At 75.2% G+C, this 20,930-nt stretch carries 14 protein-coding genes; 12 read left to right on the plus strand and 2 right to left on the minus strand.

Going from position 1 to position 20,930, the window contains the following annotated elements:
* The first annotated feature begins 96 nt into the window (after positions 1 to 96).
* The 5 genes from ACSU6Z_RS10835 to ACSU6Z_RS10855 all read left to right on the plus strand — a co-directional run bounded on the left by ACSU6Z_RS10835 (position 97) and on the right by ACSU6Z_RS10855 (position 9,981).
* Positions 97 to 2,358: a bifunctional glycosyltransferase/CDP-glycerol:glycerophosphate glycerophosphotransferase gene (locus ACSU6Z_RS10835; RefSeq protein WP_437044749.1), complete on the plus strand. Its 2,262-nt coding sequence runs from the start codon at positions 97 to 99 to the stop codon at positions 2,356 to 2,358.
* Between the two features lie 170 nt (positions 2,359 to 2,528).
* Positions 2,529 to 4,736 (plus strand): bifunctional glycosyltransferase family 2 protein/CDP-glycerol:glycerophosphate glycerophosphotransferase, encoded by a 2,208-nt coding sequence (locus tag ACSU6Z_RS10840; protein WP_437044750.1) that lies wholly within the window; start codon positions 2,529 to 2,531, stop codon positions 4,734 to 4,736.
* A gap of 6 nt (positions 4,737 to 4,742) precedes the next feature.
* Positions 4,743 to 6,965, plus strand: coding sequence for a bifunctional glycosyltransferase/CDP-glycerol:glycerophosphate glycerophosphotransferase (locus ACSU6Z_RS10845; protein ID WP_437044751.1), 2,223 nt, complete (start codon positions 4,743 to 4,745; stop codon positions 6,963 to 6,965).
* On the plus strand, positions 6,962 to 8,236 hold the full coding sequence (locus tag ACSU6Z_RS10850) for a hypothetical protein (RefSeq protein WP_437044752.1): 1,275 nt from the start codon (positions 6,962 to 6,964) through the stop codon (positions 8,234 to 8,236). Before ACSU6Z_RS10845 ends, ACSU6Z_RS10850 begins: the two co-directional genes overlap by 4 nt.
* 119 nt (positions 8,237 to 8,355) lie before the next feature.
* Positions 8,356 to 9,981, plus strand: a complete 1,626-nt coding sequence (locus tag ACSU6Z_RS10855; protein ID WP_437044753.1) for a hypothetical protein — start codon at positions 8,356 to 8,358, stop codon at positions 9,979 to 9,981.
* Here ACSU6Z_RS10855 and ACSU6Z_RS10860 read toward each other — a convergent pair.
* Positions 9,930 to 10,343 (minus strand): organic hydroperoxide resistance protein, encoded by a 414-nt coding sequence (locus ACSU6Z_RS10860; RefSeq protein WP_437044754.1) that lies wholly within the window; start codon positions 10,341 to 10,343, stop codon positions 9,930 to 9,932. The two genes, ACSU6Z_RS10855 and ACSU6Z_RS10860, sit on opposite strands and share 52 nt — an antisense overlap.
* Positions 10,344 to 10,499: 156 nt before the next feature.
* Between ACSU6Z_RS10860 and ACSU6Z_RS10865 the strand changes: the two genes are divergently transcribed.
* From ACSU6Z_RS10865 to ACSU6Z_RS10875, 3 genes are all read left to right on the plus strand, one after another.
* Positions 10,500 to 10,973, plus strand: coding sequence for a MarR family winged helix-turn-helix transcriptional regulator (locus ACSU6Z_RS10865; RefSeq protein ID WP_437044755.1), 474 nt, complete (start codon positions 10,500 to 10,502; stop codon positions 10,971 to 10,973).
* 313 nt (positions 10,974 to 11,286) lie between these two features.
* A complete protein-coding gene (locus tag ACSU6Z_RS10870) occupies positions 11,287 to 12,987 on the plus strand; it encodes a glycosyltransferase family 2 protein (protein ID WP_437044756.1) in 1,701 nt (566 codons plus the stop codon).
* 49 nt (positions 12,988 to 13,036) lie between these two features.
* Positions 13,037 to 14,017: a TIGR03557 family F420-dependent LLM class oxidoreductase gene (locus ACSU6Z_RS10875; protein ID WP_437050261.1), complete on the plus strand. Its 981-nt coding sequence runs from the start codon at positions 13,037 to 13,039 to the stop codon at positions 14,015 to 14,017.
* A gap of 115 nt (positions 14,018 to 14,132) precedes the next feature.
* Here ACSU6Z_RS10875 and ACSU6Z_RS10880 read toward each other — a convergent pair whose 3' ends face one another.
* Positions 14,133 to 14,771 (minus strand): TetR/AcrR family transcriptional regulator, encoded by a 639-nt coding sequence (locus ACSU6Z_RS10880; protein WP_437044757.1) that lies wholly within the window; start codon positions 14,769 to 14,771, stop codon positions 14,133 to 14,135.
* Between the two features lie 341 nt (positions 14,772 to 15,112).
* Here ACSU6Z_RS10880 and ACSU6Z_RS10885 point away from each other — a divergent pair, with 341 nt between their 5' ends.
* From ACSU6Z_RS10885 to ACSU6Z_RS10900, 4 genes are all read left to right on the plus strand, one after another.
* Complete coding sequence (locus tag ACSU6Z_RS10885; RefSeq protein ID WP_437044758.1) at positions 15,113 to 16,030, plus strand: ABC transporter permease; 918 nt, start codon at positions 15,113 to 15,115, stop codon at positions 16,028 to 16,030.
* Positions 16,023 to 16,871: an ABC transporter ATP-binding protein gene (locus ACSU6Z_RS10890; RefSeq protein WP_437044759.1), complete on the plus strand. Its 849-nt coding sequence runs from the start codon at positions 16,023 to 16,025 to the stop codon at positions 16,869 to 16,871. The genes ACSU6Z_RS10885 and ACSU6Z_RS10890 overlap by 8 nt, the downstream gene beginning before the upstream one ends.
* Positions 16,872 to 17,023: 152 nt before the next feature.
* On the plus strand, positions 17,024 to 19,249 hold the full coding sequence (locus tag ACSU6Z_RS10895) for a CDP-glycerol glycerophosphotransferase family protein (RefSeq protein WP_437044760.1): 2,226 nt from the start codon (positions 17,024 to 17,026) through the stop codon (positions 19,247 to 19,249).
* Entirely contained in the window at positions 19,246 to 20,928 is a 1,683-nt protein-coding gene (locus ACSU6Z_RS10900) for a glycosyltransferase (RefSeq protein ID WP_437044761.1), read from the plus strand. Before ACSU6Z_RS10895 ends, ACSU6Z_RS10900 begins: the two co-directional genes overlap by 4 nt.
* Positions 20,929 to 20,930: the final 2 nt, after the last annotated feature.

Genomic DNA, 20,930 nt, shown 5'->3' on the forward strand with positions numbered 1-20,930 from the left:
CGGTCCCGTGTCCCCCGTATGCCGTAGGGGCCGTAACCCCGTCACTCCATTGGCCGTTCCCGGGCCGAACGCCCGTGACGACCCATGGATGTCCCCGTGCCCCGGTTCAGTGTCATCGTCCCCGCGTACCAGGTCCAGGCGTATCTGCACGCGTGCCTGGAATCGGTGCTCTCCCAGTCGTGGCCGGACCTGGAACTGATCGCGGTGGACGACGGCTCGCCGGACGCCTGCGGCGAGATCGTCGACGAGTTCGCGGCCCGCGATCCGCGCGTACGGGCCGTGCACCTGCCGCGGAACCAGGGCCCGGGCCCCGCCCGCAACGCCGGGATGGAGCGGGCCAGGGGCGACTACCTGCTCTTCCTCGACGGCGACGACACCCTCACCCCGGGCGCGTTGCGGGCCGTCGCCGCCCGGTTGCGGGAGACCGGCGAGCCGGACGTCCTGGTGCACGGCTGGGCGCGGGTGGACTGGTCGGACGAGCCCGTCCGCGGTGACGCCGCCGTCCGGCCGGCCGCCTCCGGACCGGCCCCGTTCCGCCTGGCCGACCGTCCGGGGCTGCTGTCCGCGCCCGCACCGGTCTGGGACAAGGTCTGCCGCCGCGCGTTCGTCGCCCGGGAGGGCTTCGCCTTCCCGCCGGGCCACTACGAGGACACGCCGTGGACCTGCCCGGTGCTGCTGAGGGCGGAGTCGATCGCGGCCCTGGACCGGGTGTGCGTGCACCACCGGCGGCGCCGGTACGGCGACGCCCTGGCCACGCCCGGCGCGCACCACTTCGACGTCTTCGCGCAGTACGACCGCCTCTTCGCGTTCCTGGACTCCGACCCCCGCCTGGCCCCCTGGCGGCCGGTGCTGTACCGCCGCATGGCCGGCCACCTGGCGGCGCTGGCCGACCGGCCCGGCCTCCTCCCGCGCGGGACGCGGACCGAGTTCCTGCGCCGGGCCCGCGCCCACTGCCGCCGCCACCGCGTCCCCCGCGCCGCCGCCCCGCCGCGCGTCCGCCTGCGCCACGCCCTGCTCCGCCTGGGCCTGTACCGCACCCACCGGACCCTGCGCCGGGCCTCGGCCCCGGTCCGCGGCGCGTCGAAGGGCCTCGCCGTCCTCCTGCGCGCCACGCGCGCCGCCGTCCTGTGGCTGCACCACCGCCTCCAGCGCCTCCTCCCCCTGCGCGCCGACCGCGCCGTCTTCACCGCCCACGACGGCCGGGGGTGCGGCGGCGACCCGGGCGCGCTGGAGCAGGCGTTCCGCGAGTTCGCCCCGCACGTGCGCACCGCCTGGATCGCCCCTCCCGCACTCCACCACACCCTCCCGCCCGGCCCGCGCCGCCTCGCCCCGGGCACGGCCGCCGCCCTCACAGCGCTGGCCCGCTCCCGGTACGTCGTGCACGACACCCGCCTCGGCGGCCGCCTGGTCAAGCGCCGCGGCCAGGTCGTCGTCCACACCCCGCGCGGCGCCCCGTTACGGCCCACCGGGCCGGACCTCCTCCCGCACCCGGCGGCCCGCGCCGCGGACGTGGCCCGGCTGCTGCGCGACGTCGACACCTGGGACCACGTCGTGTCCGCCGACCGCCACTCCACCCTGACCTGGCAGCGCGTCCTCCCCGGCCGCTGCACCACGCTGGAGTACGGCCGCCCCCGCACCGACGTCCTCCACCGGGCGACGGCCGCGGACGTGGCCCGGCTGCGCTCGGTGCTCGGCGTCCCCGAGGGCGCGGTCGCGATCCTGTACGCGCCGGCCGACCGCGGCCACCACGACCGCGCCGGGGGTCCCGGCCTCGACCTGGAGCGCGTCCTGCGCCGCCTCGGCCCGCACTTCGTGGTGCTGGCCCGTCCCCGCTCCCCGTACGGCGGCCCGCTCGTCCCCGGTACGGACCGCGTCATCGACGTCGGCGGCCACCCGCGCGTGGAGTCGCTCTGCCTGGCCTCGGACGTCCTGCTGACCGACTGCTCGCCCCTGGTGTTCGACTACGCGGTCCTGGACCGGCCGATCGTCCTGTGCGCCGGCGACGGGGAGGCGCTGGAGGCCGCCCGCGGCGCCTGCGTCGACCTGCGCTCCTGTCCGCCGGGTGCGGTCGCCCGCGGCGAGGACGAGCTGGTCGACCTCTTCGCCACCGGCCACTGGCGCGGCTCGCACGCCACCCGGCTGCGCCGGGCCTTCCGCGAGCGCTTCTGCCCGTACGACGACGGGCGCGTCGCCGAACGCGTCGTACGGCGGGTCGTGCTCGGGGAGAGCGACCTGCCGCCCCTGGTGCCGCCGGCCGCGTGGCGCCCGGCTCCGGGTGCCGCGGCGTCCACCGCGGGTGTCCCGCCCGCCACCGTGCCGCAACCCGCCGGTCCCCACACCGTCACCGAGAGCCTCTGACCGCCGTTGTCCCCCTCGGGAGTCCGCATGCCCCGCAGCTCGTCGCGGCCCGCTCCGGCCGGACCGCCCGCCCGGCGGCCGGCGGGCCGGCCCGGCCGCCGCCGCGCCGGCTGAGGCGGCGGCCCGTGAAGCCCGTGAAGCCCGTGAAGAACGACGACAGGGAGAGCAGAATGCCCCGCTTCAGCATCATCGTCCCGTCCCATGGGGTCGCGGGCCGCCTGTCCCAGGCGCTGGACTCGGTCCTCGCCCAGTCATTGGGCGACTTCGAGCTGATCCCGGTCTGCGACGCACCGGACTGCGCGGCGGCGGACGTCGCCGCCGCCCTCGCCGAGCGGGACGCCCGGGTGGCGCCCGTGTACTCCCCTCCGTCGGCCGGTCTGGCCGGGGCGCGCAACGCCGGGATGCGGGCGGCGACCGGCGCGTACCTGCTCTTCCTCGACGGCGACGACGTCCTCGCGCCGGGGGCGCTGGCGGCGCTGGACGCGCGGCTGGCCGAGACCGGCGACGTCGACGTGCTGTACTTCGAGCACGAACGCGTGCCCTGGTGGGAGGGCGAGCCCGTCAACCCGGCCGCGCCGCTGCTGGCGAAGACACCGCGCGGGGCCTTCCCCCCCGACGCCGCGCCGCACCTGACCGGTGTGCGGCTGCCGGCCTGGAGCGCCGCCCACCGCCGCGCCTTCCTCACCGAGCACGGCCTGCGCTTCCCCGAGGGGCACTTCACCGACGTCGGTTTCGGCGGCCTGGCCGCGGCGTGCGCCACGCGCATGGCCGTACTGCGTTCCGTGGTCGTACGGCATCTGGTGCGCCGCCAGGGCAGCCGGCTGAACCTGCCGGGCCCGCACCACACCGACCTGCTCGACCAGGCCGACCTGCTGCTCACGCGGGCGGCCGAGCGGGGGCTGCCCGCCGCGCGCCTCACCCTCCTGTTCGAGCACCTCTTCGCGGCGATCCTGAGGACGGCCACGCATCCGCGGCGCCTGCCGAAGGGGCGCCGCGCCTTCTTCCGCCGGGCCTGCGCGCTCCACCGCCGCCACCGCCCCGCCGGTTTCCGCCCCCCGGCCGGGCGGCTGGGCGTGCAGCACCGGCTGCTGGCCTGCGGGTCGTACGCGGCGTTCCGCGCGCTGCGCGGCGCCAACCGGGCGGCGACGCACGCGCTCCGGGGCCTGCCCCGCCCGCGCGGGCTGCGCACCCGCCTGCTGTACCGGTGGCACCTGCGCCGCCCCCTCGACGCGAACCTCGTCGTGTACTGCGCGTACTGGGGGCGCGGCTACGCCTGCAACCCGGCCGCGATCCACGCCAAGGCCCGCGAACTCGCCCCCCACCTGCGCGCGGTGTTCCTCGTCGAGCCCGGCCGGGAACACGCCGTGCCGGACGGGGTCGACCACGCGGTGATCGGCAGCCGCCGCTACTGGCGGGTGCTGGCCCGCGCCGCGTACCTGGTCAACAACGCCAACTTCGCCGAGGGCGTGGTCAAGCGCCGCGGCAGCGTGCACCTGCAGACCCAGCACGGCACGCCGTTGAAGACGATGGGCGTCGACCAGTCCCCGTACCCGGTGGTCGCCGCGGCCAGCGGCAGCTTCACCAAGCTGCTGGGCCGGGTGGACCGCTGGGACTACAACCTGTCCTCCAACCGCCACTCCACCCAGACGTGGGAGCGCGCCTTCCCCGGCTCCTACGAGCAGCTGGAGTACGGCTACCCGCGCAACGACGTCTACTACACGGCGACCGCCGACGACGTGGCCCGCGTCCGCCGCGAACTGGGCGTCCCGGAGGGCAAGACGGCGGTCCTGTACGCGCCCACGCACCGCGACCACCGGACTGGTTTCGGCACCGGCGGCCTGGACCTGGAGGCGTTCTGCGAGGCGGCCGGCGAGGACGTCGTCGTCCTGCTGCGCGCCCACTACTTCTACGACCGGGGCGGCAGGCACGGCGGCAGCGGCCGGATCATCGACGTCACCGCGCACCCCTCCTCCGAGGACGTGTGCCTGGCCGCCGACGCACTGGTCACCGACTACTCGTCGATCATGTTCGACTACGCCAACCTGGACCGGCCGATCGTCGTGTACGCCGACGACTGGGAGGTCTACCGCGAGACGCGGGGCGTCTACTTCGACCTGCCGGCGGCGCCGCCCGGCCCGGTGGCCCGCACGCCCGAGGAGCTGGCGCGGATCTTCGCCGACGGCTCCTACGCGGGCGCCGAGTCGGCGGCGCTGCGGGCCGCGTTCCGGGAGCGGTTCTGCGAGTTCGACGACGGCCGGGCCGCCGAGCGGGTCGTGCGCCGGGTGCTGCTCGGCGAGCCGCCGGAGGCGATCCCGCCCGTCGTCCCGCTCGCCGAGCGCGTCCCGGCCCCCGCCGCCGCCACCCTGGTAAGGAGCTGACCCGCAGTGCCCCGCTTCAGCGTCATCCTCCCCTGCTTCAAGGTGCAGGGCTTCCTGCGCGAGTGCCTCGACTCGGTCCTCGGGCAGTCCCACCGGGACATCGAGGTGATCGCCGTGGACGACTGCTCGCCGGACGGCTGCGGCGCCATCCTCGACGAGTACGCGGCCCGCGACGACCGCCTGCGCGTGCTGCACCTGAGGGAGAACGTCGGCCTCGGCCCCGCCCGCAACGCCGGGATGCCGCACGCCACCGGCGACTACCTCCTCTTCCTCGACAGCGACGACACCCTCACCCCCGGCGCCCTGCGCGCGATGGCCGACCGGCTGGAGGAGACCGGCGACCCGGACGTGCTGGTCTTCGACTACGCCCGCACCTACTGGTGGGGCGGCACCCGCCGCAACGTGCTCGCGCACCTCCTCGCCGAGGCCGGCGGGGGCACGTTCACCGCCGTCGAGTACCCGCAGATCCTCGACCTGCTGATGGTGGTGTGGAACAAGGCCTACCGGCGCGACTTCGTCGAGCGGGAGGGCTTCGCCTTCCCGCCGGGCTACTACGAGGACACGCCGTGGACGTTCCCGGTGATGCTCACCGCCGGGCGGATCGCGACGCTGGACCGGATCTGCCTGAACTACCGGCAGCGCCGCCAGGGCAACATCCTGTCCACCACCAGCCGCAAGCACTTCGACGTCCACGAGCAGTACGCGCGCGTGTTCGCGTACGTCGACTCCCGTCCGGAGCTGGCGCGGTGGCGGCCGTACCTGCACGCCAAGATGGGCGAGCACTGCCTGGACATCCTGGCCAAGCCGGACCGGCTGCCGCCCCGTGACAAGGCCGAGTTCTTCCGCCGTACGGCCGAGATGTTCCGCGCGCACAAGCCCGAGGGCGCCCCGGTCCCCAAGGAACTGCGGGTGCTGGAGGGCGGCTGGGCCGGTTACGTGCTGTGGCGGCAGTCGGGGCGGGCCCGGCGCGAGCTGGGGCGGCGGGCGCAGCGGGCGCGCGCGGCGGCGGACGCCCGGCTGGGCCGCGCCCGGTCGGTGCTCGGCGCCCGCCGCCCCCTCGATCCGCACCTCGCCGTGTACTCGGCGTTCTCGCACCGGGGCGTGCTCGGCGACCCGGCGGCGATCTACCACAAGGCCAGGGAGATTGCCCCGCACCTGCGCGGGGTGTGGGTGGTCCGGGACGAGGAGCAGGCGGCCCTGCTCCCGCCCGGCGTCGAGCACGTCGTCCTCGGCACCGCGCGCTACCGGCGGGTGACCGAGCGGGCCACGTTCTTCGTCAACAACGTCAACTGGCCCGGCTCGCTGGCCAAGCGGCCCGGCAGCGTCCACATCCACACCCACCAGGGCACCCCGCTGAAGTACATGGGCGCCGACCTGCTGGACAAGCCCGGCGCCCGGCTCGGCGTCGACGTGCCGCAGATGCTGCGCCGCGCCGACCGCTGGGACTACAGCCTGGTCGCCAACCGGTACTCGGAGCGGGTGTGGGAGCGGGCCTACCCCTGCCACTTCACCTCCCTGCGCACCGGCAGCCCGCGCAACGACGTGCTGGTCGGCGCGGACCCGGACGCGGGCCGGGAGACCCGCGCCCGGCTCGGCGTCCCCGACGGCCACACCGTCGTGCTGTACGCGCCGACCCGGCGGGACTACCGCCGGGGCGGGCTGGTCGAGCGGCTGGACGTGGCCCGCCTCGCGCGCGACCTCGGCGAGGGCCGCACCCTGGTCGTGCGCCTGCACCCCTCCCTCGCGGCCGGCCCGGCGCGCGGCCTGGGCCTGTCGGAGCTGCACCGGCGCGGCATCGTGATCGACGCGACGGACGAGCCGCACGTCGAGGAGCTGATGCTCGCCTCGGACGTCCTGCTCACCGACTACTCCGCCCTGATGTTCGACTACGCCAACCTGGACCGGCCGATCGTCGTGTACGCCGACGACTGGGACGCGTACACGGCGAGCCGCGGCGCCTACTTCGACATCACCGCCGAGGCGCCGGGCCATGTCGCCCGCTCCTACCGGGAGCTGGCGTGGCTGTTGGACTCCGGGACGTGGCGGGACGAGGAGGCGGCACGCCTGCGGTCCGCCTTCCGGGACCGGTTCTGCGAGTACGACGACGGGCGGGCCGCCGAGCGGGTGGTGCGGACGCTGATGCTGGGCGAGCCGGTGACCGGGCCCACGGGGATCCCCCGGGCCCGCCGGGTGCCCGCCGCCGACCGCGACGCACTGGCCTCGCCGTGAGGCCGCGCGCCTGGGTGCTGGTCCTGGCCGCGCTGTTCGCCGTGGTCCAGCTGGCGAACGTCACCGGCCGGGACACCCCCGACACCAAGAACTACCTGGCGTACGCCCTGAGCCTGAGCGGCGAGGGCAAGCGGGAGACCGCCGGGTCCGTCATCGACTACGTCTGCGCGGGCAAGGCGTCGCAGGCGCGTCGCGCGCAGAGCGTGCACGTGGTGCACTTCCACCGGCCCGCCCCCACCACGCGCATCGCCTCGACGTGCCACGCGCGCGAGTGGAGGGCGGTGGAGACGCGGCTGCGGGCCGGGCAGACCGGCGGGCACACCGTGCCGTTCATGTCGGAACGCTTCATGCGGATCTTCGAGGCGCGGCCCGGCTACCCGGCGTTCCTGGTGCCCTTCGTCACCGCGTTCGGCGTGACGTGGGGGCTGTGGGCGGCGAGCGTGGTGATCGCGGCGGCGGGCGGTGTCCTCGTCTTCCTGGTGCTGCGCACCCTGTCGGTGCCGGTGCCGCTCGCCCTGACCGGGCAGGCGCTGTACTACGTGCTGCCGTGCGGGACGACCGCGATGCGCCCGATGACCGAGGGGCTGCTGCTGGCGCTGACGCTGGCGGCGCTGTGGGGCTGCGCGCTGGTCCTGGAGGGGCGTCGGGAGCGGGTGGGGTTCGCGCTGGTGGGCGGTGCGCTGGCCGCGCTGTTCACCGTCAAGCACTCCCAGGCGCTGTTCCTCGGGGTGTGCCTGGCGGCGGCGGGCGCGCTGATCGCCGTACGGCGCCGGCGGCGCGGCCGGCCGTCCGGCCGGGGGGTGCCGGCGCTCGGCGCGATCGGGCTGGGCGCCGCGCTCGGGACGGTGGTGCTGGCGCGGCTGCTGCACTACCCGTCGGAGTCCGACAGTCTCCAGGACCTGCTCACGGATCACTTCGCCCGGCCCGACCGGGCGGATCCGTGGCCGGAGTTCTGGCGGTTGCAGGGGAACTTCTGGCTGGAGTGGCTGCGGCGGCAGGCGTGGCAGCCGCTGTTCGCGGCGGCGCTGGGCGCGGGGGTGTGGGGTGCGCTGCGGCGGCCGGTGTTCGGCGGCTTCCTGGTCGCGGCGGCGGCCACCGGCTTCCTCACCCAGGCCGCGCACCCGGACATCAACATCTGGGGCGAGCGGCTGATCGTCCTGGCGTGGCTGCTTCCGGTGGTCGGGATCCCGCTGCTGCTGGAGCCGGTGGTGCGGGCCCGGGTTCCGGTGCCGGCGCAGGGGCACGCCGGCCGGACGGAGCCGGTGGGCTGAGCGGGGCGCGGGGTGCCCGCCAGACCCGACTCACTCGATGAGGTGACGTGAGGTCAAGCCGTTGACCCTACCGGGAACATACGGCAAATGCCCGACATGCCCCCTGCCTCCAAAGTCCGGTGAGCGCCGGCGTCCTCGTCCGGCGGACCGCGCGCGGCGCCACGGCGCCGCGCGGCGGCCGCATCCGGCGCCCCACCCCCTACCAGGCCTTCGGCTTCCTGTTCTGGCTGGTGATGACGGTGGCGTACTGGCGGGTGCCGCTGTGCTGCGACGCGGGCCAGCACGCGGCGGTCGTCGAACGCCTCAAGGCCGACCTGCTCCACCCGCGCCACCCGATGGCCGACCTGCCGGGCGCCGGCAGCGCGTACTACTCGCCGTACGCGGTCGCGCAGGGCGCGTTCGCCCGGCTGACGGGGCTCGACGGGTGGGCGGTGCTGCGGCTCGCCGGACCGCTGAACCTGCTCGTGCTGCTGACCGGCATCGGCCGCTTCGTGCGGGTGCTGACGCCGCGGCCGTGGGCGCCGGTGCTCGCGCTGGCGGCGATGACGCTGCTGTGGGGCACCGAACGGGCCTGGTGGAGCGGCTACCTCGGACTGATGTCGATGACGGGCAACCTCGGCTATCCGTCCGCGTTCGCCATCGGGCTCACCTTCTGGGCCTGGGCGCTGACCGGGTCGCGGGCGCGCAACGCGGGGCGCCTGCGGTACGTGGGCCCGAGCGGGCTGCCCGGTTTCGCCGGGTACGCGGGGCTCGGCGTGCTGTACGGCGTGATCCTGCTGGTGCACCCGATCACGTCGGTGGCGGCGGCGCTGGGCGCCCTGGCCCTCGTCGCCGGGTGGCAGCGCGGGTGGCGGGGCGCGGTCGCCGGACGCTGGGCGCCGGCGGCGGGGGCGGCGCTGGCGGTCGCGCTGTCCTGGCCGTACTTCGACGTGCTGGCACTGGCCGGGGACGACAGCGTGGACGCGATGCACCGCACGCTCTACCTGAACCTGCCCGGGCAGTTCTGGCTGGCGCTGCTCGGGCTGCCGGCGCTGTGGCTGCGCGGGCGGCGCTCCCCCCGGGACCCGCTCGTGCTGATGTTCGCCCTGGAGGGCGCGGTGGTGGCGTACGGGTGGTTCAGCGGCCACTACACCTACGGCCGGATCCTCGGGCTCACGCTGGTGCCCCTGCAGTTCGCCCTCGCCGTGGAGCTGGCGGCGCCCCGGCCGTGGGGCCGCCGCAGGCACCTGCTGGGCTGGGCGGCGACCGCGGGGGCCTGCGCCGGGTTCCTCACGGTGCACGCGGGCGCGGTGGTGCCGTCCGCCCTGGACCCGGTCGGCTTCGAGCAGCCGCCGCGCTGGCCGTCGTACGACTGGGCGGCACGGCACATCCGGCCCGGCGAGGTCGTGATCACCGACGGCTACTACGCCGTCCACGCCATCGCCGGGTACGGCCCCAACCTCGCCGCGCCCGCCTGGCCGGACCCGGCCCTGGACGAGCGGGAGCGCCTGCGGCGGGCCGCCGACGTCCGCGCCTATCTCGCCCGCGACTCCACCCCCGCCTTGCGCGCCGCCGTCGTCCGCCGCCACCGCGTGCGCTGGCTGCTGCTGACGCGCTGGCACCCGGTGCCGGAGGAGGCGGTGGTGGTGGCGCGGAGTGGACGGACGGGGGAGGTGCTGGCGCGGGTCGGGGACCGGGGCCGCCCGGGGAGGACCTACTCGACGACGAGGTCGACCGGGACGTTGCCGCGGGTGGCCTGGGAGTAGGGGCAGACCTGGTGGGCCTGCTCGACCAGCTTGCGGCCGGTGGCCTCGTCCACGGTGTCGGGCAGCTCGACGCGGAGGGTGACGGCGAGCCCGAAGCCCTCGCCCTGCCTGCCGAGGCCGACCTCGGCGGTCACCGCGGCGTCACCGACGTCGACCTTCGCCCGCCGGCCGACGAGCGCGAGGGCGCTGCCGAAGCAGGCGGCGTAACCGGCGGCGAACAGCTGCTCCGGGTTGGTGCCCCGCCCGTCGCCGCCCAGCTCCACCGGGGCGCTGAGCGCGAGGTCCAGCCTGCCGTCGGAGCTGACGGCGCGGCCGTCGCGGCCGTGGGTGGCGGTGGCGGCGGCGGTGTAGAGCGTGTCCATGGAAGTCCGTCCCTTTTCATCGAGTTCATCGAGATCGTCAAGTTCATCGAAATCGCCGAGATCGTCGCGGGGCGGCCGGGCCGCCCACCGAGCACAAGTAGAGCACGCAATTCAGTTGCGCACAACTGAATTGGGGGTAAGAGCTATTCTGGAGGCATGACCACGCCCGCAGCGGACTGGCTCCGCCTCGACCAGCAGATCTGCTTCTCCCTGAACGCGGCCTCGCGCGCCTTCGGCGGGGTCTACCGCGGGCTGCTGAAGGATCTCGGGCTCACCTATCCGCAGTACCTGGTGATGCTGGTGCTCTGGGAGCACGGCGAACTGCCGGTGAAGAAGCTCGGCGAGCACCTGCGGCTCGACTCCGGCACGCTCTCGCCCCTGCTCAAGAGGCTGGAGGCGGCCGGTCTCGTACGGCGGGAGCGCAGCGCGCGCGACGAGCGGTCGGTCCGGGTGGGACCGACCGGGGAGGGCGAGGCGCTGCGCGAGCGAGCGCTGGAGGTGCCGCGCCGGATCGTCGCCGCGACCGGTTTCGACCTCGACGAGATCCGCGACCTGCGGGCCCGCCTCGACCGGCTCACCGACGCGCTGGACGCGGCGGCGGCCCTGCCGCGGGAGCCCGGCGGCCGGTGACCGGGCGGCCGGCCCCGGTCACCGGGCGGCCCGCGAGCGGACGGCGGAGGCGGAACCGGAGGATCATCCCCGGGTGCGCACCGCCGCGTCACGGGCACGCGGCACCCCTCCACGGCCGTGGCACCCGCCCGGCCCGCCGCCCCCCGGTTCGCCGGTCCCCGCGCCCCGCCCGTCACGCGCCTGGTCGCGGGCGATCGAATGACGTTTCGCCGCGCTTCGCCGGCCGGCCGGGTCCACGGGGCATCCATACGGCGCACGATCCCCACCTCGCGCCGGCGTTCCGGCCGGCCCGCGCGCAGGGAGGCAGGCCGTCATGTCCCCGTCCCCCCGCCCCCGGGGCGCCGTCACCGTCGTCGTCATCGGGTACGACGACGCGGACCACGTGGCGGACGCCGTGCGGTCGGCGCTCGCGCAGGGCCCGGCCGTCCGCGAGGTCATCGCCGTCGACGACTGCTCGACGGACGGCAGCGCGGAACTGCTCGCCCGGCTCGCGGCGTCGGACGCCCGGCTCCGGGTCGTCCGGCTCCCGGCCAACAGCGGGGGCTGCGGCACCCCGCGCAACACGGGGGCGGACGCGGCGACGTCCCCGTACGTGATGTTCCTGGACAGCGACGACGTACTTGCGCCCGGTGCGGTGGACACGCTGCTGGCGGCGGCGCGCGCGGAGGGCGCACAGGTCGCGAGCGGACTGTGCGTGCGCCGTGAGCTGCCCTCGGGGCGCGAGGTGCCGTGGCAGGCGCCGCTCTACGCGGCGCGGGCCGTCGTCGAGCGCCCCGCGCTGCGCCCGCACCTGGTCCGCGACACGCTGTGCGTCAACAAGCTCTACGCCACGGACTTCCTGCGCGCGCACGGCATCCGGTTCCCCGAGGGCCGCTTCCCCTACGAGGACGTCGTCTTCACCGCGCGCGTACTGGCCGCCTCGCCGCGCGTCGCGCTCGTCCCGGACCGGGTGTACGTCTGGCACGTCCGCCGGTCCGCCGAACGGCTGTCGATCTCCCTGGACCGGGCCGGCATCGACAACTGGCGGGCGCGCACGCGGGCGTGCCGGGCGGCCCACGCGATCCTGCTGGCCGCCGGGGAGGAGGAGCTCGCGCGGGCGGCGCGCGGCAAGTTCCTCGACCACGAGCTGCGGATGTACGTGCGCGAACTGGGGTTGCGCGACGCGCACTACCAGCGCGCGTGGTGGGAGCACACGCGGGCGTACCTCGCCGAGTACGACGCGGCCGACTGGGAACGCGCTCCGGCCTCGCCGGGACGCCTCGTCGGCCGGGTCGTCCTGGCCTCCCCCGAACCGCGCGACCTGCCCCGCCTGCGGGAGCTGGCGTCCCGTCCGGCCCGGCTGCCGCCCCCCTACGCCCGCGCCCCCGACGGCACGCCCGTCTGGTCCGCCGACCTGCCCGAGGTCACCCTGGAGCCGCTGCTGGCCCGCCCGGTCGGGTCCCTGCCGCTCGCCGTCGACGCGGAACTGCGCCCCCACGCGCGCGCCACCCGCGTGGGGCCGCCGCCCCTGCCGCGCCCGTCGCCGCCACCACTGCGGCTGCGGCTGCGGCTGCGGCTGCACGATCTGTACGGCCGTCTGGCCGAGGCCGGCGGCCCGCAGGCGGTGGAGGTGGAGTGGCGGCGCCGGGAGGACGGGCGGCCGGGTCCGTGCCGGACGGTGGTTCCCGCACCGGCGCCCGCGGGAGCCGAGGGGGCCGGCGAGTCCGCCTGGACGGCCGAGGCGGACGTGGACCCCACGGCGCTGGCGGCGCCGGGAGCGGGCACCTGGGACCTGTTCCTGCGTCTGCGCTTCCGCGACGGCGCGAGCCGTGAGGTCACGGCGCACGCGCTCACAGGTGCCGGCCTGCTGCGCCGCCGCGCCCTGCCGAGCGTCCGGCACGGCGTGCTGCTCGTCCAGCCGTACGCCACGCACTCCGGCGCGCTGGCCCTGCGAGTGGCCCCCGGGGCGCGCGCAGCCGCGGCCGTGGCACGCCGCAGGCTCCGGCGTCTGCTCCGCCGGGGCCGACCGGCGTAGGCAGGCTTTTTCATCCCCCACGCCGCGGGGTACCCCTCTGCCCATGGAGATCAAGATCGGCTACAAACTGGCGGCGGAGGACTTCGGGCCCACCGAACTGATCAGGCAGGCCGTCGCGGCGGAGGAAGCGGGCTTCGACTTCGTCGAGATCAGCGACCACTTCCACCCCTGGCTCGACAAGCAGGGGCACTCCCCCTTCGCCTGGTCGGTGCTCGGCGCCATCGCGGCGAAGACCAGCCGGGTGCAGCTGGCCACCGGGGTGACCTGCCCGACCGTGCGCTACCACCCCGCGATCATCGCGCAGGCCGCCGCGACCCTGGCCCTGATGTCGGACGGCCGCTTCGTGCTCGGCCTCGGATCGGGCGAGAGGCTCAACGAGCACGTCGTCGGCAAGGGCTTCCCCGACGCCGTCCACACGCGCCACGAGATGCTCCGCGAGGCGCTGGAGATCATCCGCCTGCTGTGGCGCGGCGGCTACCGCTCGTACGAGGGCAAGCACCTGCGCCTGGAGGACGCCCGCGTCTTCGACCTGCCCGACGAGCCGCCGCTCATCGCCGTCGCCGCCGGCGGCCCGGTGGCCGCCCGGCTGGCCGCCGAACTCGGGGACGCCCTCTTCGCCACCGAGCCCAAGACGGAGCTCGTCAGCCACTACCGCGAGGCGGGCGGCGCCGGTCCCCGCTACGCCGAGGTCCCGATGGCCTGGGCGCCCGACGAGCACACCGCGGCCCGCGCCGCCCTGGAGACGAACCGGTGGGCCGTGACGGGGTGGAAGGTGATGAGCGAGCTGCCCAACCCCGTCAACTTCGACGCCGCCACCACGACCGTCCGCGAGGAGGACATCCTCGGCCAGTTCGCCTGCGGAACCGACCCGGACCGCTACGTCCAGGTGACGCAGCCGTTCGTCGACGCCGGTTTCGACCACCTGGTCATGCAGAACGCGGGTCCCGACCCGGACGGGTTCCTCGACTTCTACCGGCGGGAACTCGACACCAGGCTGCGCGCTCTGCGGCCCCGGGGCGCCTCCTCCTGACGGAGGCGCCTCCTCCCGGACGAGGCCCCGCCGGAGCGGGCGGGGCCTCGTCCGTCCCGCCCGGTCCGCCCGGTCCGGCCGGGTGCCGGGGTCCGGCGTCCGGCACCCGGCCGCCTCACAACGCCTTGAGCGCCCCCGCCGTGGCCTGCGCCAGCATCGCCAGGTAGCCCTTGGGCAGCTTCCGGGTGCGGATCACCACCGAGCGCCAGTAGAGCGGGCCCGAGATCAGGTCGAGGGCCAGCTCCTCGTCGAAGCCGGAGCGGATCTCACCGCGCTGCTCCGCCGCCACCAGGATCTGGCTGGCGACGCCCTCCTGCCCCTCGCGCAACGCCTTCTGCACGGCCTCGGCGATCTCCGGGTTGCGGGCGGCCTCCGCCTGGAGGTCGGGAATGATCTGCGAGGCCACGGGGTGGCGCAGGGCGCGGGAGGTCACCTCGTACAGCAGCCGCAGGTCCGTCTCCAGGGAGCCGGTGTCCGGGGCCGGCAGGCCCTGCACGGCGAGCGCCGAGACGACGTCGAGCACCAGGTGCAGCTTGGAACGCCAGCGCCGGTAGACCGCCGTCTTGCCGACACCCGCCCGGCGCGCGATCCCCTCGATGGACATGCGCGCGTAGCCGACGGCCGCGAGCTCCTCGAAGACGGCGGCCCGGATGGCTTCCGTCACGTCCTCACGGAGCACGGCCGCCCCCGCGGGGGCCCGGCGGCGCGGGCGCGGCTGGGACTCGTCGGCGTTGGTCGTCATGCCGACCAGCATAGAACGTCGCGACGATACGGCCCCGTCGCGACGCAGGGAGAGCAAGGGCGTCACGACGAAACGGCCGCGTTCCAGCGCAGGGAGGAGACGAGCCCGTCTCGACGAGGCGGTTGCGTTCCAACGTATCGAGGAGAGAAGCCCGCCTTGACGGGACGGTTGCGTTCCAGCGCATGGAAGAGACGAGCCCGTCACGACGGGACGGTTGCGTTCCGACGTCTTCACGACCTACGCTCACGTTGCGACGATACGGTGCCGTCCCGACGTAAGTGAACGCGAGGAGTCACCCGCGGAAACACCGTTCGCCGCCCCCGCCGACCCCTCCTCGAACGAAAGCAGCGGATGTGAGCCAGGTCCTCCACGCACCGCCTCCGGCCACGGCGCCGCCCGCCGAAGACCTCGCGGCGCTCGCCGCCCGCCACGGCCTCTCCGTCAGCGGCGCCCGCCCCTCCCTGCCGCAGTACGTCCGGCAGCTGTGGGCACGCCGCCACTTCATCACCGCCTTCGCCACCGCCAAGCTCACCGCGCAGTACAGCCAGGCGAGGCTGGGCCAGGTCTGGCAGGTGATGACGCCCCTGCTGAACGCGGCGGTGTACTACTTCGTCTTCGGCGTGCTGCTGCAGACCAAGCAGGGCGTTCCGGACTTCGTGCCGTTCCTCGTCACGGGCGTGTTCCTCTGGACGTTCACGCAGAGCTCGGTGATGGCCGGGACCCGCGCGATCTCCGGCAACCTCGGGCTGGTGCGCGCGCTGCACTTCCCGCGGGCCTCGCTGCCGCTCTCCTTCTGCCTCCAGCAGCTCCAGCAGCTGCTGTTCTCCATGGCCGCCCTGGTCGTGATCCTGCTCGCGTTCGGCGTGCCGCCCGCTCCTTCCTGGCTGCTGGCGGTCCCGGCCCTGTTCCTGCAGTTCGTGTTCAACGCGGGCCTGTCGATGGCCGTGGCCCGGCTGGGCGCCAGGACCCCCGACATCGCCCAGCTGATGCCGTTCGTGCTGCGCACCTGGATGTACGCGTCCGGCGTGATGTGGAGCATCGACCACATGACCGGCGACCGGAGCGGCCTGCCGTCCTGGGTCGGCCCCCTGCTCCAGCTCAACCCCGCCGCCGTCTACATCGACCTGATGCGCTTCGCCCTGATCGACACCTTCCACGCGAGCCGGCTGCCGCCGCACGTGTGGGCGATCGCGACGGGCTGGGCGCTGCTGGCCGGCGTCGGCGGCTTCGTCTACTTCTGGAAGGCCGAGGAGAGGTACGGGCGTGGCTGAGCGCACCCGGCAGATCACCCGAGGGGCCGCGCGGGAGACCGCCGGCCGGGTCCCCACCGTCGTCGTCGACGGCGTCGACATCGTCTACCGCGTCAACGGGGCCGCCGCCGGCCGCGGTTCGGCCACCGCCGCCCTCAACCGCATCCTGCGCCGCGGGCAGACCGAGAAGGCGGCGGGCACACGCCGGGTGCACGCGGTGCGCAACGTGTCCTTCGTCGCGTACCGGGGCGAGGCGATCGGCCTGATCGGCACCAACGGCTCCGGCAAGTCGACCCTGCTGAAGGCGGTCGCGGGCCTGCTCCCGGTGGAGAACGGCCGCATCTACACCGACGGCCAGCCCTCCCTGCTCGGCGTGAACGCCGCGCTGATGAACGACCTGACCGGCGAGCGCAACGTCCACCTCGGCGGACTGGCGATGGGCATGTCCCGCGAGCAGGTCAAGGAGCGCTACCAGGAGATCGTCGACTTCTCCGGCATCAACGACAAGGGCGACTTCATCACCCTGCCGATGCGGACGTACTCCTCCGGCATGGCGGCCCGCCTGCGCTTCTCCATCGCCGCCGCCAAGGACCACGACGTGCTGCTCGTCGACGAGGCGCTGGCCACCGGCGACCGCTCCTTCCAGAGGCGTTCCGAGGAACGCATCCGGGAGCTGCGCGAACGGGCGGGCACGGTGTTCCTGGTCAGCCACAGCAACAAGTCGATCCGCGACACCTGCGACCGGGTGCTGTGGCTGGAGCGCGGCGAGCTGCGCAGGGACGGGCCGACGGAGGAGGTGCTCGAGGAGTACGAGGCGTTCACGGGCGGCCCGGGCGGGACCGCCTCCAGGCCGAAGCCCTGAGCACGCCCGCGGGCGCGGCCCTCCGCGGCGGCGGGGCCCCTTCCCTCCCGAGGCGCACCAGCATCCCCCGTTTTCATCACACAAGTGCCACTATGACCGAATGAGGTGTGCGCCCGAAGCGCCGACGGCGACGCAGGCGAAGGAGTACCCCGATGCCCGAGACCCCCGTGACCGCCCCCGCTTCCGCTCCCACGCTGAGCCTCGTCGTCCACGGCCCGAACCTCCAGGACCGCCTGACCGGACTCCTCGACTCGCTGGCCGCCCTCCCCCCGCCGGACACGGAGGTGATCGTGGCGGCGGTGGGCGACTGGGCCCGGGAGACGGCCGAACGGCACGCCCCCGCCTTCCGGGTGCTGACGCTGCCGGAGGGGACGGGCGACGCCGCCGCCCGGGCGGCGGGGGCCGCGCGGGCGGCGGGCCGCTGGCTGCACTTCGTGCACGCCAAGGACGGGCTGCCCGCCGGGGCCCCGCGCCTGGTCGCCGAGCGCGCCGCCGAACTCCCCGACACCGTCGACGTCCTGCTGCTGGACCACGTCCGCACCACCTGGCGGACCTCCGCCCTGCCCTCCCGGGACGGTCCCCTGCTGGCCCGCGCGGGCCGCACCGGCACCACCCTCGACGACCACCCGCACCTGCTGCACCTGACCCCGCTCCTGGGCACCCGCGTCCTGCGCGCGGCCTTCTGGCACGGGCACGGGGAACGGCTCACCACCGACGACGAGCCGTTCGCGGCGTACGCGGCCCTCCTCCTGGCCGGCCGCGTGGCCTGCCTGCCCCACCCCGCCTACGAGGACCGCCTGCTGCGTCCCGAGAGCCTTCCGCCCCCCTCCCCCCGGCAGCGCCACGCGCTCGTCGACCGCTACGAGACCCTGCTCGGCCTCACCCGGGACCGCCCGGCCGTCCACGCCGTCCTCTACGACGTCATGGTCCGCGACTGCCTGCGCGCCTTCGTCCGCGCCGGGATGTCCCGGGAGACGGCACGGGAGTTCTTCCACCGCGCCTCCGCGGCGGCCCGGCGCCATCGCCCCGAGGGCCACCGGCGCCCCGCCGGCCCCGAAGGGGTCCGCCGGGCGCTGCTGGAGGAGGACGCGTACACCGGCTACCGGGCCCTGCAGGCCGCCAACCGCGTCCGCCGCGCGGTGCGGACCACCGCACGGGCGCGCAGGCGGCAGGCCGGCGCCCGGTTCCGCGACCTGGGGTACCGCAGGGCGCTCGGCCGCCCGGCCGACCCCCGCCTGGCGGTGTTCTCCGCCTACTGGAACCGGGGCGTGGCCTGCAACCCGGCCGCGATCGCCGGCAAACTGGCCGAGCTCGCCCCGTGGATCCACCCGGTGTGGGTGGTGGGCGCCGACAACGTGGCCCTGCTGCCGCCCGGCACGGACCATGTCGTCCCCGGCACCGCCCGCTACTGGGACGTGCTGGCCCGGGCGAAGTACCTCGTCAACAACGTCAACTTCCCGAACGCGGTGGTCAAACGCCCCGGCGCGGTCCACCTCCAGACCCACCACGGCACGCCCCTGAAGCGCATGGGCCTGGACCAGATGCCGTACCCGGCCGCCGCCCGCGGCCTGGACTTCCGCGCCCTGCTGGAGCGGGTCGACAAGTGGGACTACAGCGTCTCCGCCAACAGCCACACCACCCGCATGTGGCAGCGGGCGTACCCCTCCCGCTACGTCTCCCTCGACCACGGCTATCCGCGCAACGACGTCTTCTACACGGCGGGCGCCGCCGAGGTCCGCGCGGTCCGCGAGCGCCTCGGCATCCCGCCGGGCCGCCGGGCCGTCCTGTACGCGCCCACCCACCGCGACTACGAGGCCGGCTGGACGCCGCGCCTGGACCTCGCCGCACTCGCCGACCGCCTCGGCGAGGAAACGGTCCTCTTGGTGCGCGCCCACTACTTCTACGACACCGCGCCCTCCCCCCTGACCGGCCTGCGCCGCACGGGCCGGATCGTGGACGTCTCCTCCTACGACCCGGTCGAGGAGCTCTGCCTGGCCGCCGACGTCCTGGTCACGGACTACTCGTCGATCATGTTCGACTACGCCAACCTGGACCGCCCCCTCGTGATCCACGCCGACGACTGGGAGACGTACCGCACCACCCGCGGCGTCTACTTCGACCTCATGGCCGAGGCCCCGGGGCCCGTCGCCCGCACCCAGGGGGAACTGACGGAGATCCTCGCCACGGACGCCTGGCGCGACGAGGCCGCGGCCGGGGCGCGGGCCGCCTTCCGCCGCCGGTTCTGCGAGTACGACGACGGACGCGCCGCCGAACGCGTCGTGCGCCGCGTCTTCCTCGGCCAGGACGAGGAGACGCTGCCGCCGGTGCTCCCCCTGGAGGAGCGCACCCCGGCACCGCGCCCCGAGGAGGTCGCGTGAACCCCCGGCCCCCCGCGGCGGTCCCCGACGTCACCGTCACGGTCATCGTCTACAACGACGCCGGCCGGCTGCCCCGCGCCGTGGAGTCCGTCCGCCGCCAGACCCACGCCAACCTCGAGATCGTCGTCAGCGACGACCACTCCACGGACGCGACGCCGCGGGTGGCGCGGGAACTGGCCGCCCGCGACCCGCGGATCCGGTACCTGCGCCTGGCGGAGAACAGCGGCGGGTGCAGCGCCCCCCGCAACCGCGCCGTGGAGATCGCGCGGGCGCCGTACCTGATGTTCCTGGACAGCGACGACGAACTGCCCGAGCGCGCGGTCGAGGTGCTGCTCGCCGCCCACCGCGCCCGCGAGATCGACTTCGCGATGGGGGCGGTGCAGCGCGTCCGGACGGACACCGGGCGCCGCTCGACGTGGATGCCGCACCTGGTGGCCGAGCACCGCACCCTGGAGGGCATCGAGGCCGACCCGCGGCTGTTCTTCGAGCACCTGTCGACCGGCAAGATGTACGCCCGCGCCTTCCTCGACCGGCACCGCCTGCGCTTCCCCGAGGGCATCCACTACGAGGACCAGCTGTTCTCCGCGCAGGCATACTGCCTGGCGAAGGCGTTCACCATCGTCCCCGAGCCGGTCTACCGCTGGTACGTGGCTCCCTACGCCGCCTCCGGCTCGGCCTCCATCTCCAACCAGCGGCACAAGATGGCCAACGTCCGCGACCGGATCCACGTGCAGCGGCTCATCGACGCCTTCCTGGCCGAGAGCGGGCACGAGTCGCTGCGCGAGGACAAGGACTACAAGTTCCTCAAGCACGACTTCCGGATGTACGCCGGTGACCTGCCGCTGCGTGACGAGGCGTGGCTGGCGTCCTTCGCGGACACGGTCAACCCCTACCTCGACACGCTGGCCGAGGGGGCGTACGCCCGGCTGCCCCGCGCCGAGCGGGTCGTGGTGGAACTGGTCCGCGACCGGCGCCTGGCCGACGCGCGGACGGCCGCCCGCGGCCTGGGCCACGACGTCGCGCCCCCGCGGGTGACGACGGACGCGGACGGCCGGACGTACTGGGGCGACCACGTCCCCGGGACCGAACGGGCCCGCCGCGAACTGGACGTCACCGACCTGGAGCCGGCCACCCGCCCGTTCTTCGCCGCGTGGTTCCGGCACGAGATCACGGAACTCGCCCGGGGGCCCGGCGCCTCGCTCGACCTGACCGTCCGCACCCACGACCCCGGGCGGTGCCTCCCCGTCGGCCCGCAGCGCGCGACCCTGCTCCTGACGCCCGGCCGGCACCGGCTGGCGGTCGCCTTCCGGCTGTCCCCGGTCCGCCCCGGCGTCTTCGAGGGCCGGGTCCGTCTGGACCTGGCGGCGGCCCGGCTCCCCCTGCGCGGTTTCGGCGGCGTACGCCATCCCGTGCTGCGCCTGCGCCACCAGGGCCGGAGCCACACGGGCATCCTGCTGGCGCCGCCCTCCTTCCCGCCGTTCACCACCCGCGTGGCCGGGCGCTCCGGCGCCGCCCCGCACCGGGTCACCGTCGAACCGGAGGGGTGTGCCCCGGGCCGGCTCCAGGTGCGGTGGCAGCCGACGGGGACGGCGGCGCGGATACTGCGGCCGGTGGTACGGCACCTCGCGCGGCCACGGGTGAGGCGGGCGGTCCGACTGGTGCGCGGCGCGCTGCGCTGACC

The organism is Streptomyces sp. enrichment culture, from assembly GCF_964273145.1.
Taxonomy (GTDB): Bacteria; Actinomycetota; Actinomycetes; order Streptomycetales; family Streptomycetaceae; genus Streptomyces.